Here is a 13,415-nt window from a genome sequence, read left to right as displayed (position 1 = left end):
GTATTGCCCGCGACGTCGACCTGCCGGACCTGCACGTTGTTCAGCCCTTCGACCGCGCTGAAGCTGGTGTTCCAATGCGAACCGCCATCGATGCTGTACTGCACGGTGGCGCCGGTTTCGATGCCGGTGAGATTCAACGTACCGACGTTGGTGACGTGGTCGGTGGCGCTGCTACCGGAGTCGGTGGTCAGCGCGACGCTGGGTGCAGCGGCCGACGTATCGAGCGTGAAGCTGAACGACGTAGCCGACGATGTATTGCCCGCGACGTCGACCTGCCGGACCTGCACGTTGTTCAACCCTTCAACCGCGCTGAAGCTGGCGCTCCAATGTGCGCCGTTGTCGACGCTGTACTGCACGGTGGCACCCGTTTCGACGCCAGTGACATTGAGCGTGCCGACGTTGGTGATGTGATCGCCAGCACTGCTGCCCGAATCGACCGCCAGCGCCACCCCAGGTGCTGTCCCGGCCGTCGTATCCAGCGTGAAAGAGCACGAACATACGCACGACGCGTTGCCAGTCACATCGATCTGCCGCACCAGTACGTTATTCGTTCCTTCGACCGCGCTGAAACTCGTGTTCCAGTGTGCGCCGTTGTCGGTGCTGTACTGAACGGTCGCGCCGTGCGCCACCCCGCCGACCGACAGCGTACCGTCGGATGTGATGCTGTCGGTGGCCGAGATCCCGCTGTCATGTGCCAGCGCGACGACAGGGGCGGGCGGCGCAATATCGACATAGGCCGTTGCCCAACTCAGCGTACCGTTGCCCAGCCGGATCGCGTACGTGAAGCTGTCCTGCGCGTAGCCAAGCGTATTGAAGCTGTTCGACAGCCACGATGCGTCGAGGTGGCTCGCGTCATACCCGACCTTGCCGTCCGACGTGATCCAGATATGCGCGCCGTGCGCGCTGAAATCCGCGCTCACCGATTCCGCCCGGCCCGTATCCTGCGTCAGCAACGCGGTTTGTTCGAGCGCGACGGTGGTTTCGGTGCCGGAGTCGAGCGAGTAGAGCGTCTTGGCGGCCCCGCCGAGATCGTTCGCCATCACGTTCAGGTAAACGGTGGTGAGCGTATTGTCCGTGAGCCCCGTCTGAGCCGACGTAAACACGTCGTTCGTTGCCTGCGGCGTATTGCTCATGGAAACCGTGGTTCCGCTTGAAGTCGTCGCCATGTCGTGCTCCCCGTCCTGTCATGTTTTGATGCGGGCGCTGCGCTACCCGATGCGGCGCATGCCCGATGAACTGCAAATCGGTTCTCGTGTCAGCGCTCGCGCAATGCCATTTCCTTGGTCTTGATGACGGGCTTGAGCAGGTAATGCAGTACGGTCCGGCGTCCGGTGCGGATGTCGACGGTCGCGATCATGCCCGGCACGATCGCGACCGGCTGGCTCCGGCCGCTCGGCTTGCTTTGCCGGGTCCGCACCAGTACGCGGTAATAGCTGTCCGGTTTCTCGCCCGGACGGTCCGGCACGATCGTGTCGGCGCTGATATCCTCGACGACGGCGGGAAAGCCGCCATAGATCGAGAAGTCGTACGCGGACAGCTTGACCGTCGCGTCCTGCCCCGGATGCAGGAATGCGATGTCCGACGGTCGCACGCGTGCCTCGATCAAAAGCGTGTCGTCGAGCGGCACGATCTCCAGCAGGTCCATTCCCGGCTGGATCACGCCGCCCACGGTGTTGATCTTGATCTGCTTGACCATCCCCTTCAGCGGTGCGCGCACCAGCGTGCGCGTGACGCGGTCCTCGAGCGCGACGTTGGCCGCACTCAGCGCCGATTGATCCGCGCGTGCGAGGTTCAGTTCCTTCATCGCGTCGGCGCGAAAATGCGCGGTCGTTTCGTCGATTTTCTGGCGCGCCTCGCGATAGGCGGCTTCCAGCCGCGGCATCGCGAGCCGCGTCGCATCGAGGTCGCCCTTCATGTCGGTCGCCTGCCGTTCGAGCCGTAGCACCTCGACGTCGGATACCGCGCCTTTTTCCACGAGCGGGCTCGTCAACGCCAGTTCCTTCGCGACGAGCCCGTAGCTGTGCTGCAGCTGTGCCTCGCGCGAGCGCTTCTCCGCGAGTTCCTGACGGTGCTGGTCGGCCTGTTGCCTGAGCACGTCGAGATTGGCCTGCAATTCGCGCTGACGGGACTCGAACAACGAGCGTTCCTCGTTCAGCAGGCCCGGGTTCGTCCGTGCCAGGCGATCGGGCACGACGAATGCGGTGCCGTTCGCTTCGGCGCTGAGGCGCGCGATGCGGGCAAGGAGTGCGGCATCCTTCGCCTGTCCTTCCTTGTACGACGACGTGAACCGCGTATCGTCGATGCGCATCAGCGGCTGGCCTTTCTGCACGACCTGGCCAACGCGCACCATGATCTCGGAGACGATCCCGCCCTCGAGGTTCTGCACCACCTGCACGCGGCTGGACGGGATCACCTTGCCTTCCCCGACGGTGACTTCGTCGACTTCGGCGAACGCGGCCCACACGAGGGCGACGACGAAGAACGCGAGCGTCGCCCAGAGGATCCAGTGAGTGAAGTAGCGCGGCCCCTCCAGCGCGGCCGCGCAGCGTTCGCGCATGAACGCGGTATCGTCGGTGCGCGGCTTCAGCGCGGCGCCGATTCGCCCGCGCAGCGCCTTGAGCGCGGCGATGCGCGTCGTCGTCGGCGCGCCGGCGCCGTCGGGTTCAGCCAGCAGCGACATGGAGCTTTCTCCCTGCAAGAGCCGCGAGAACCTGGTTCTTCGGGCCGTCGGCGACGACGCGGCCCTGTTCCATCACGATCAGGCGATCGACGAGCGTGAGCAGCGACGGACGGTGCGTGACGAGCAGCAGCGTGCGGCCGGTGAGCTGGACCGACAGACGTGCCTTGAACAGCTCTTCGGAGCGGTTGTCCATCGCGCTGCTGGGCTCGTCGAGCAACAGCACCGGCGGCGACAGCAGCATCGCGCGGGCGATCGCGACGGCCTGGCGCTGCCCACCGGACAACGCTTCGCCGCGCTCGCCCACCGCGAGATCGAAGCCGTTCGGCAAACGGTTGACGAAGTCCGCGACGCCGGCGACCTGCGCGGCGCGCAGCACGGCGTCGTCGTCTGCGCCCGGCGTGCCCAGCACGATGTTGTCGCGCACGGTGCCGTTGAACAGCATCACGTCCTGCGGTACATGACCGATCCCGCGCCGCAGCGCGGCAGGGTCGTACTGACGCAGCTCGACGCCGTCGATCAGCACGTTGCCGGATGCAGGAGGGTAGAGCCCGAGGACGAGTTTTTCGATCGTGGTCTTGCCCGAGCCGACGCGCCCGATGATGCCGACGCGCTCGCCCGCGGCGATGCGGAACGACACGCCGTCGAGCGAGACGCCGCTCTGGCCCGGGTATGCGAAGCTGACGTTGCGGAATTCGATCTCGCCGCGCAGTGCCGGCCGATGGACGAAGTGCTGCTCGGGCGGACGCTCGCCGGGCAGGCTCATCACGCCGTCGATCGACGCCAGCGCGCTGCGCGACTGGTGGTAGCGGGTCAGCAGCGACGCCACCTGGCCCATCGGCGCGAGCGCGCGGCCGGTAAAGATCGTGCAGGCGATCAGTCCGCCGGTCGTGAGCCGGTCGTCGCCGATCATGTACACGCCGCACAGGACCACCGCGAGATAGGCCGCCTGCTGCGCGAACATCGCGAAATTGACCGCGCAGCCCGACAGCAGACGCGACTTGAGTCCGAGCCGCGCGATCTCGCCAAGCAGCTGCTCCCAGCGCGCCTGCATCGGTCCTTCCGCGCTGTTGACCTTGATCGTCTCGAGCCCGACCAGCGTTTCGATCAGCAGGGCCTGGCGCTGGCTCGCGTGGCGCTGGCTGGCCTGCACGGCCCGCGCGAGCGGCCCCTGCACGGCGATGCCCGCGCCGATCACGAGCGGCAACGCCAGCAGCGGCAGCCAGCCGAGCCCGCCGCCGACCCAGAACATCGCTGCGACGAACACGATCGAAAAGGGCAGGTCGATCAGCGCTGCCGCCGTCGCCGACGTGAGGAATTCGCGCACCGCTTCGAATTCCTGGATCTGCGATGCAAACCCGCCGACGGACGGCGGCCGCGCCGCCATCCGGATGCCGAGCACCTTCTCGTACAGGTTCGCCGACAGGATCACGTCGATCTTCTTGCCGGCCACGTCGATGAAATAGCCGCGCAACGTGCGCATCACCACGTCGAACACGATTACCAGCGCGATGCCGGCCGCCAACGCCCACAGTGTCTCGAGCGCCCGGTTCGGCACGACACGGTCGTAAACGTTCATCGTGAACAGCGGCATCGCCAGCGCGAACAGGTTGACCAGCGTCGACGCAAGCATCACTTCGGCATAGATCGGCCACGATTGCGCGACCACGCCCCAGAACCAGTGCCGCGGGCGCGGCACGACGCTTTCCGCGTCGCGCGCATCGAACCGGTGGGCCGGGCGCGCGAACAACACATGGCCGGCATGGCGTCGCGCGAGTTCGGCCGCGTCGACGGCTTCCTCGCCGATGCCCGTTTCAGGGAGGATCACCTGCAGGGTGCCGCACGCGTTGCGGCGAACCAGCACGCAGGCTTGCCCGTCGTCGAGCAACAGCACCGCGGGCAGGACCGCATCCGGGATGTCGCGCAGCGCGCGCCGGGCCAGTTTGGCCGAGAGGCCGGCGCGCGCCGCGGCGCGCACGAACAGTGCCGGCGTCAGGCGCCGGCCGGCGAGCGGCAGGCCTGCCACGAGCGTGTCCACACCCACCGGCCGGTCGAACAGCCGCGTCAGCACGAGCAGGCAGCCGAGCAGCGGATCGTCTTCGATACCCGATCCGTGCGGCAGATTCCAGCCGTGCGCGGCGCACGGCTCCCCAGCCGCGGCGGCGGCTTGCGTAGTGGCGGCCTGCATTACAGCGCGCCGCCGGCCTGGTGACGGCTCGACCGCCGCGGCAACGCGCCGCGCGCGCACATTCCGGCCATCAAGCGCTCCGTCTTGCTCATCGCTCACCCCGATTTTGTTTATGTGCTGTTTGTCGCTTGGTGCGACTGCTTGTGTGTGCGTCGGAGCAACAGCAAGGAGCGGGCCAGATGCGGCGACTGGCACGTGTGGCGGCGGGAAGGAGGCGTGTCGCGGGCGACAGCGGGGCCCGAATGCTGATTTGGTTTCAGGTCTGATACGTTTCGTCTGCGCGAGCGCTGTGCGCTTTCGTGCCGATGCAGCGGCAAGGGCGCGCGGGAGAAGCGGCGCACGCGACGGCACATGCGGAAACGCGGCCGGCGCGGGGCCGGATCCGGTATCGAAAATGTTTCAGTCGTGAAACGTTGGGTTTTAGGGGCGTATCGCGGGTGAGCCGAACAGTGACCGGTCGAAAGACCTCGTCGCTGCAATCAATCCACAACCTTGAACACCCGATTCTTCTCGATCACGCCGGCTTTCGGCAGTTTGCCGTCGTCCTCGGCCTCGGTGCGCAGATGCCGTTCGTCGAGCGCCGGCCCGGTATAGCGGCTGCGCGGCCGGATCACCTTGGCCACGCGCAGCTGTTCGATGCAGTGGGCCAGCAGCCCGACGCTGCGCGCGATCGCGAACAATCCGAAAGCCGCGTCGCGCGGCAACCGAAGCTGCACCGACAGCATCGCGAGCGCAACATCGATGGTCGGCCGCTGGCCAGTCAGTGTCGTGACCTTGTCGATGAAGCGTGCCAGTTCCGCCGGCGGATCGAGCCGCGCGAGCAACGCGGCCGCGCGCGGATCGCCATCCGGGTAAAGATGATGGCCGAAACCGGGAATCGGGATCGCGGACTTCAGGTGATGATCGGTCACGTGCTCGGCGCCGAGCCGTTCCACGTCGTCGAAGACCGCGCGCACGCGTCCCGATGCGTCGCCGTGCAGCGGCCCCGACAGTGTCGCGAGTCCGGTCAGCAGGCAGCCCGCGAGCGACGCGCCGGTCGATGCGGTGATGCGCGCGGCGAACGCCGAACTCGTGATCTCGTGATCGGCGACCAGCACCATCGCGCGGCGCAGCAGATCCGCGCCATGGTGGTCGAGGCCCCAGCCGGCTGCGAGCCGCTGATGGGTCCAGCGCGGGCATGCATCGGCGTCGTCATGCGCGCCGAACGCGCGCGCGACGATCGCGACGAGTTGACCGGCCTCGGTATGCAGCGCGCTGTCGAGCCGGCCGAGCGTCGAGTGGCCGTGTGCCGCCAACGTGGCCAGCATCGTGAACGCGCACTGGCGATCGCGATCGCCGGCCGGCATTGCGACCGCGGGCGTGTCGAACGACACGGGCACGGTGGCCTGCCAGAGCAGCGCGGCCGTTTCCTCGAGCGTGGCGGTGTCCGACAGTTGAATGCTGTCGCGGCCGCGATACCACGCACGGCCCTTGGAGAAGGTGGTGATACCGCTGTAGATACAAGGCTCGGCACCGAAGATCGTGCTCGCCGCCAGCGCCGCACGCTTGCGGCCGACCTGTTTCTTGCGGCACAGCGCGATTACGTCCTCGGCGCGATACAGGCTCTTGCGCGGATCGTCGGGATCCTGCATCACGGCGATGCTGCCGCGGCTCGCATACGCGTAGACGGTCTGCGCCCGCACGCCGAGCCGCCGCGCGGCTTCCGTCAGGGTGATCCAGTTGTGCATGGGGAGTCGTGATGAGGGCGCGGCCGGTGTCCGGCCGCTCGCGCCGACTATAGACCGGGTTCAGCTGAATGTCATCTCGGCCGGACGCCGCTCGAGCACCTCGACGAGAATCTCGCCAGGCGCGCGCACGAAACACCCGCGCACGCCGGCACGGATGCGCGTCACGGGCTGGACGATCTCGGCGCCGTGCTCGACCAGGTGCGCGTACGCGGCATCGAGATCGTCGACCAGCACGCCGAAGTGATCGATGCCTTGCACGCGGGCGCCGTCGGGCACGGCGGCCGATCGCGCGTCGGGCAGGGCCGTGATGAACAGGTTGATGGTGCCGATCCGCAGGTCGACGCGGCCGGGGCGCCGCACCACTTCGGCGTTCAGGCAGCGCGCGAACCACGCGGCGGTGGCCTCGGCGTCAGCCGAGCAGAGTTGCAGGTGATCCCATTTGAATTCGATCATGGTCGTCGGCTGGATGAGGGGGAGCCGCCGGAGCGGCAGGGGGTGAGCGGGGTCAGAGCTCGATGCGCGACAGCTTGCCGAGCAGCACGGAGTACGACAGCGTGCCGGCGAGGCAGATCGCGCCCATCAGGTTCAGCGCCCAGAAGAAGCTGCCGGTGTGCTGGGTCACGTAGCCGATCATCAGCGGTGTGGTGACGGCCGCGATATTGGCCGCGAGGCTCGTGATGCTGCTGGTGAGCCCGACATAGCGTTTCGGCGCGATCTCGGATACCGCCGCCCAGGACATCGAGCCGATCCCCTGCGCGAAGAACGCGACGGTCAGGATCGCGATCACCAGCGCGTTCGAGTGCACGAAGTTGACGAGCACGATCGACGCGCCGAGGAAAGTGCCGATCACGAGCGGCGCCTTGCGGGACGACGACATCGACGCGCCGCGCCGGATGCAGAGATCGGACAGGTAGCCGGCGATCAGGATCCCCAGCGTCGCGCCGATGAACGGCATTGCCTGGAACAAGCCGACCTTGATCATCGACATGTGCCGTTCCTCGACGAGGTAGGTCATGAACCAGGTCGTGAAGAACACCAGCAGCGTGTTGTTGCAGAACTTGCCGAGACAGATCGCGAGGATCTGCCGGTAGCCGAGCAGGCGCAGCGCCATCCGCCAGTCGAAACGATCGCGTGCGGTCACGACCGGACGCCCCTCGGTGATGTACTGCAGCTCGGCCGCGTTGACGCTGCGATGCCGCGACGGATCGCGATAGAGCCGGTACCAGACGACGCTGAACAGGATGCCGAAGCCGCCGGTCGCGAAGAACACGGCGCGCCAGCCGAATGCCGACGAGATCCACAGCAGCAGCCCGGTGAAGAGCGGCGTGCCGATGTACTGGCCCATCACGTAGACGCTCGTCGCGAAGCCGCGCTCCTGCACCGGGAACCACATCGTCACCGCGCGGGCGTTCGACGGGAAGGCCGGCGCCTCCAGCGCGCCCATCGCGAGACGCGAGCCGAGCAGCATGTGGTAGCCGTGCGCGAGCCCCTGCGTCAGCGTCGCCAGCGACCAGCCGACCAGCGACAGCGCATAGGCGACGCGCGAGCCGAGCAGGTCGGCGAGCGCGCCCGCCGGCAGCAGCGCGATCGAGTAGGCCAGGCCGAACACGGCGAACAGTTCGCCCATCTGGACGCGGGTGAGGGCGAGGTCCTTCGACAGGGCCGGTGCGACGATGCCGAGCGCCGAGCGGTCGACGTAGTTGAGGATGGTCGCCACCAGCAGCATCGACAGCACGCCGTAGCGCACTCGCGATCTTCTGGCGACGCCCGCGTGCGAGTCGAACTCGCTCATGATCGAAACCTGTTCTTCTGCGGTTTTCAATGTCGTCTCCTGTCTCCTGATGGGTGGGCCGGCGCGTGGTTGTCATGTGCGCCGGCGAGCGTCCGGTCAGCCGCGCCCGACGAAGGGCATCGCGGTTGCCATGATCGTCATGTTCAGAATGTTGGCGTCGAGCGGGAGGCTCGCCATCTGCACGATGGCGTCCGCGACGTGCGCGACGTCGACGCGCGGCTCGGGCGCGACGCGGCCGTCGGCCTGCAGCACGCCGCCGTTCATGCGCTCGGTCAGCGACGTGGCGGCGTTGCCGATGTCGATCTGGCCGCACGCGATGTTGAACGGCCGGCCGTCGAGCGCGAGCGAGCGCGTGATGCCGAGGACGGCATGCTTCGTGGCCGTGTACGCGATCGTGTTCGGGCGCGGCGTGTGCGCCGAAATCGAACCGTTGTTGATGATGCGGCCGCCTTGCGGCGTCTGGCGCTTCATCTGGCGCCACGCGGCGCGTGCGCAGAGGAAGACGCCCGTCAGGTTGGTCGCGACCACGTCGTTCCAGAATTCGAGCGAGTAGTCGTCGAGCGGCACGGCGCCCGCGTTGCGGCCGGCGTTGTTGAACAGCACGTCGAGGTGCCCGAACTCGCGCTCGATCCGTGCGAAGCTCGCATCCACCGATGCCTCGTCGGCGACGTCGGTCGGGATCGCTTTGGCCACCCCGCCGGCCTGCCCGATGATCTCCTTCGTCGCCAGCAGCGGCTCGATGCGCCTGCCGAGCAATGCCACGCTGAAGCCGGCTCGCGCCAGCGCGACGGCTGCCGCCTGGCCGATTCCGGTGCCGGCGCCCGTCACTGCCGCGATTTTTTTCCGTGCCTGCATTTTCACGACCTCGTCTTCAGTCCGTTGAACATGCAAAAAGCATTGCGCGGTGACGGTTCCCCAGCAATCTTGATTCTTTCAATCAATATCAACCGCCCTGTCGCGACGGGGCGGCGTCAGGGTTTTCCTGAGTTCGCGGGCACGTCGTTCACGCGGTCTTCACGGCGGAGGGCGCAGCGGGTGACGCGACCGAAGCGGCCCTGCAAGCAGATGACCGATGCCGCGCCGACACGTTGATTGAATCAATCAATATTGACCCGCGCCGAGTGCGCTTCGTAGGCTGTGCTCCGTTTTCCGACCCAAGGACGAGACCATGCCTGACAACCATCTCCCCCGCCTGCTGGTAGCGCGACGGGTTCCCGCGGCCGTGGCCGCACGTGCCGAAGCCGAATTCCATGCGTACGTGACGGATGCCGACATGGACGCGCCGTCCGTCGTCGCGTTCTGCAACCGCTACGAAACACCGGCGGTGCTGATCGGCAAGAAATCGGGGTTGCAGGCCGAGCACATCGCGGCATTGCCGCCGAGCGTGAAGATCATCGCGAACGCGAGTGCAGGCTACGACCACATGGATGTGGCCGCCGCGCACGCACGCGGAATCGTGGTCAGCAATGCGCCCGACGCGCTGACCGATTGCACGGCCGATTTCACGATGCTGCTCGTTCTGGCCGCGTGCCGGCGTGCATCGGAGTACGAGCGCATCGTGCGCGCGGGGTGGGGCAAGTCGTTCGGCATGACCGACATGCTCGGCACCCGTGTGAACGGCAAGACGCTCGGGATCGTCGGTTTCGGCCGGATCGGCCGCGCGGTCGCGCAGCGCGCACGCGGGTTCGGGATGAAGATCGTCTATACCGACCGGCGGCCGGCTCCGCCCGAGATCGAGGCGGGCGCGCGCTATTGCGCGGATCTCGACACGCTGCTGCCGCAGTGCGACATCCTCACGCTGCACGTGCCGGGCGGCGGCACGCCGCTGATGACGCGCCGCGAGTTCGGTTTGATGCGCGACGGTGCGGTGTTCGTCAACGCGGCGCGCGGGAGTCTCGTCGACGAAGATGCGCTGTACGATGCGTTGACGTCGCGGCGGCTGTTTGGCGCGGGGCTCGACGTCTATCGCAACGAGCCCGACATCGATCCGCGCTTCGCCACGCTCGACAATGTGTTCCTGTCGCCGCACATGGCCAGCGCGACGATCGAGACGCGCGACCAGATGGGTTTTACCGCACTCGAAAACGTCGCGGCGGTGCTGGACGGGAGGGTGGCGCCGAACGCGCTGTGAAGGCCAGCGCAGCCGTGCATTGGGCCGGCGACAAACTTCGGCACGTAATGAACGCGTGTCGTTTGGTCAGCAGCGAGTCTGATGCAGAGGCCGCGCCCCGCGAATGCGCGTTTCGAATACGCCGGTTGGTGGCAACGCACCAATCGGCCCGTTCTCTCGCAGGGCTTCTGGCACGATCCGTCTGGAGCCTTGCGCTCAATCGCATACTTCATGTGCGACGCTTCGCAGCGCAACGATCTTGAACATCCCCGGCACGCCCACCCGTGGGCCTATTCCCGGCTTTGTGGTATATCTCCAAAGTTATGGCAGCACGCCAGGGGCATCAGCAGCCCACATTTGATGCGCCCCTTTTTAGCGTGCTCCAGGGCCCACGGGCGGCTCCAGCGACATTTTCGCGGCCGGATCGCCGGATAACCAAAAACAATGCAGAACACGGCACAAGCCCTGAGAGACCTTGCGCTGGGGCCGCAGCACAACCGGCAGGTACAGCTTACCTTTCCGGACGACAACGCGCCCTACAAGATCCTGCTACCGAACGCATTCGAGGCGATTGAAGCGCTATCGAAGGATTTTGCGTACAAGATCGAAATTCTGTCGGATAACGACCATCTCGACCCGAAGGACTTCATCGGCAAACGCACGACGATCGAACTGCTCAGGGGTGATGGCAGTCGACAATATTTCAATGGTCATGTCTTTGCATTTAGACACATTCGTACCGATGGCGGATGGGTTTTTTATGAAGCACATGTCGGCCCGTGGGTGCGCTACCTGAAGTACGGTCAACACAATCGCTTGTTCCTCGATCAGAACCTCCACGATCAGACGGCAACGGTTTTCCAGGACTACGGCGTACTGCCCGACTGGGCGTGGCAGGTCGGCGAGGACGATCCCCGCATGACGATGGCCTGTCAGTTCGACGAAGACGACCACAACTACGTTCATCGGCGCTGGGAACATGCGGGCTATCTGTACTGGTACGAGCACACGGTCACGTCGCACAAGCTGACCGTCTCCGATCCGACGCGTCCCGCGCCCGCGATCGACGGCAAGGCGCACGAAATCCGCTTCCACAACGGCATGGGGGCAGAGGAGTCGGACAGCATTCTGAGCTGGTCCCCGTTCCAGCAGACCACGTCGACGCACGCGGAACTGTCCCGTTTCGACTTCAAGAGCCCGACGCCGACCCACGTTCAAACGAGCCTGTTGAGCCCCGAAGCCACGCTGCCGCAACTCGAATGGAACGAGTACGCCGGTGCGTACGGTTATCGAAACATGGAACACGGGTATCAGATCGCCAATCGCCGGATGGAGGAAATCGAAGCGACGATCAAGCGCTTCGACGCGAAGGGCAATAATCGCTTCGTGCAGCCGGGCCGCTGGTTCCGGCTCACCGACCGTTACGGCTCGGCGCTGAGCCGCGATCAGAGCGACGATGAATACCTGATCGTCTCGGTCCGGCACGCGGCGACCAACAACTATCTGCAGGACACGGGTGTGCTGGCGGAATACCGCAACGAGTTCACGTGCATCCCCAAGGCTACGCCGTGGCGGCCCGGACGCGGCTTCAACAGCGTCGACACGAAGATTCTCGCGCCGCAGACAGCGACGGTTGTTGGCCAATCCGGTACGAGTATTCATACCGACGAACACGGTCGCGTCCTGGTTCAATTCCATTGGGATCGCGACGGCAAGTACTCGACATGGGTGCGAGTCGCGAGCGGTTGGGCTGGCGGTGGCCAGGGGATGGCGGCATTACCCCGCATCGGTTCCGAAGTGATCGTGCAATGGCTCGATGGCAATCCGGACCACCCGATCATCACGGGCCGCGTGATGAACGCGCGCAACGTGCCGTCGTGGAAGCTGCCGGACGAGCATGCGCTGATGGGCATCCGTAGCCGGGAACTGACCGGCGCGGACGGCAACGCATCGTCGGGCCGCAGCAATCACCTGATTTTCGACGATACGGCGAACGCCATTCAGGCGCAGCTCCGGTCCGACCATGCGGCCAGCCAGCTCTCGCTCGGCAAGATCACCCGCATCGAGGACTGGCAGGGACGCAAGGACGCTCGGGGAGAGGGTTTCGAACTACGCACCGATGAGGTCGGTGCGATCCGCACCGGCAAGGGCATGGTGATCAGCACCGAGGTGCGTCCTGCGGCCCATGGGCACCTCTCTGACGTGAGCGAACCGGCATCGCGGTTGACCAAAGCGCAAACGTTACACGGGCAACTTGGCAAACTCGCGCAGCAGTATCAGGCGCAGGACAGCGGTTCGGGCCAGACGCCTATCGCTGACGCGTTGAAGTCTCAGGTGGACGGCATTCAGGGCGCCGGTGCGACGGGCAGCAGCGACAAGGGCGACTTCCCGGAGCTCAACGAAGCGCATCTGCTGCTGGCGGGTGCGGCCGGCATCGCCGTCACGACGCCCGCGACGGCGCACGTGACGGGCGGTCAGCACGTGGCTGTCACGGCCGGTGACAGCATGTCGGTTGCGACCGGGAAGTCGTTTTTCGCCAGCGTCTCCGACAGGTTCTCGCTGTTTGTGCACAAGATGGGCATGAAGCTGATCGCCGCGAGCGGCAAGGTGCAGGTGCACGCGGAAAACGACGAACTGGAACTGCTGGCCAAGAAGGTCGTTGCGATCATCAGCACGACGGACTGGATCAACATCACCGCAAAACAGGGGATACGCTTGACTGCAGGAAACAGTCAGCTTGAGGTCAGTGCGAAGGGCATCGTGGGCTACACGCCCGGCGAGAACAAGATTCACGCCGGCAGCCACGATACGGTGGGACCGGAAAGCGTGCCGGCCAAGTTTCCCGGCAATGATCTGTGTGAACAAGTTGCAAGTGGTGCCGCCCAGGCTGGCCAAGCATCGGTCGCACTGACATGAGCGAA

The 13,415-nt window shown here is 65.9% G+C and carries 9 protein-coding genes; 2 read left to right on the top strand and 7 right to left on the bottom strand.

Features of this window, described 5'->3' with window-relative positions; all coding sequences use genetic code 11:
• The 7 genes from DIE06_RS32505 to DIE06_RS32475 all read right to left on the bottom strand — a co-directional run.
• On the bottom strand, positions 1–1,133 hold a 1,133-nt coding region (locus tag DIE06_RS32505), incomplete at its 3' end, for an Ig-like domain-containing protein (RefSeq protein WP_260433847.1).
• Between the two features lie 122 nt (positions 1,134–1,255).
• Positions 1,256–2,680, bottom strand: a complete 1,425-nt coding sequence (locus tag DIE06_RS32500) for an HlyD family type I secretion periplasmic adaptor subunit (protein ID WP_124664936.1) — start codon at positions 2,678–2,680, stop codon at positions 1,256–1,258.
• Positions 2,664–4,865 carry a type I secretion system permease/ATPase gene (locus DIE06_RS32495; RefSeq protein ID WP_124664935.1) on the bottom strand — a complete coding sequence of 734 codons (2,202 nt, stop codon included), beginning with the start codon at positions 4,863–4,865 and terminating at the stop codon, positions 2,664–2,666. Before DIE06_RS32495 ends, DIE06_RS32500 begins: the two co-directional genes overlap by 17 nt.
• Before the next feature lie 479 nt (positions 4,866–5,344).
• The gene (locus DIE06_RS32490) at positions 5,345–6,592 is read right to left on the bottom strand and encodes a citrate/2-methylcitrate synthase (RefSeq protein WP_124664934.1); all 1,248 of its coding nucleotides are present in this window, start codon (positions 6,590–6,592) and stop codon (positions 5,345–5,347) included.
• A 60-nt stretch (positions 6,593–6,652) separates the two neighbouring features.
• A complete protein-coding gene (locus tag DIE06_RS32485; RefSeq protein WP_124664933.1) occupies positions 6,653–7,045 on the bottom strand; it encodes a VOC family protein in 393 nt (130 codons plus the stop codon).
• A 52-nt stretch (positions 7,046–7,097) separates the two neighbouring features.
• Positions 7,098–8,384, bottom strand: a complete 1,287-nt coding sequence (locus DIE06_RS32480) for an MFS transporter (protein ID WP_124664943.1) — start codon at positions 8,382–8,384, stop codon at positions 7,098–7,100.
• A 96-nt stretch (positions 8,385–8,480) separates the two neighbouring features.
• The gene (locus DIE06_RS32475) at positions 8,481–9,239 is read right to left on the bottom strand and encodes an SDR family oxidoreductase (RefSeq protein WP_124664932.1); all 759 of its coding nucleotides are present in this window, start codon (positions 9,237–9,239) and stop codon (positions 8,481–8,483) included.
• A 313-nt stretch (positions 9,240–9,552) separates the two neighbouring features.
• On the opposite strand from DIE06_RS32475, the gene DIE06_RS32470 reads away from it, so the two are divergent.
• Together DIE06_RS32470 and DIE06_RS32465 are read left to right on the top strand one after the other, a co-directional pair.
• Complete coding sequence (locus DIE06_RS32470; RefSeq protein ID WP_124664931.1) at positions 9,553–10,515, top strand: D-glycerate dehydrogenase; 963 nt, start codon at positions 9,553–9,555, stop codon at positions 10,513–10,515.
• A 423-nt stretch (positions 10,516–10,938) separates the two neighbouring features.
• Positions 10,939–13,410 carry a type VI secretion system Vgr family protein gene (locus DIE06_RS32465; RefSeq protein WP_124664930.1) on the top strand — a complete coding sequence of 824 codons (2,472 nt, stop codon included), beginning with the start codon at positions 10,939–10,941 and terminating at the stop codon, positions 13,408–13,410.
• Positions 13,411–13,415 lie beyond the last annotated feature (5 nt).

Source organism: Burkholderia sp. Bp8998, from assembly GCF_003854235.1.
Classification (GTDB): domain Bacteria; phylum Pseudomonadota; class Gammaproteobacteria; order Burkholderiales; family Burkholderiaceae; genus Burkholderia.
Note: the sequence above shows the minus strand (reverse complement) of the source record. Positions and strands in the feature narration are given on the sequence as shown.

Bases quoted from the DNA above. Each gene is read 5' to 3' on its own strand.
- DIE06_RS32470 (WP_124664931.1), top strand. From the start codon at position 9,553: ATGCCTGACAACCATCTCCCCCGCCTGCTGGTAGCGCGACGGGTTCCC.
- DIE06_RS32480 (WP_124664943.1), bottom strand. From the start codon at position 8,384: ATGAGCGAGTTCGACTCGCACGCGGGCGTCGCCAGAAGATCGCGAGTG.
- DIE06_RS32485 (WP_124664933.1), bottom strand. From the start codon at position 7,045: ATGATCGAATTCAAATGGGATCACCTGCAACTCTGCTCGGCTGACGCC.
- DIE06_RS32500 (WP_124664936.1), bottom strand. From the start codon at position 2,680: ATGTCGCTGCTGGCTGAACCCGACGGCGCCGGCGCGCCGACGACGACG.
- DIE06_RS32465 (WP_124664930.1), top strand. From the start codon at position 10,939: ATGCAGAACACGGCACAAGCCCTGAGAGACCTTGCGCTGGGGCCGCAG.
- DIE06_RS32490 (WP_124664934.1), bottom strand. From the start codon at position 6,592: ATGCACAACTGGATCACCCTGACGGAAGCCGCGCGGCGGCTCGGCGTG.
- DIE06_RS32475 (WP_124664932.1), bottom strand. From the start codon at position 9,239: ATGCAGGCACGGAAAAAAATCGCGGCAGTGACGGGCGCCGGCACCGGA.
- DIE06_RS32495 (WP_124664935.1), bottom strand. From the start codon at position 4,865: ATGCAGGCCGCCACTACGCAAGCCGCCGCCGCGGCTGGGGAGCCGTGC.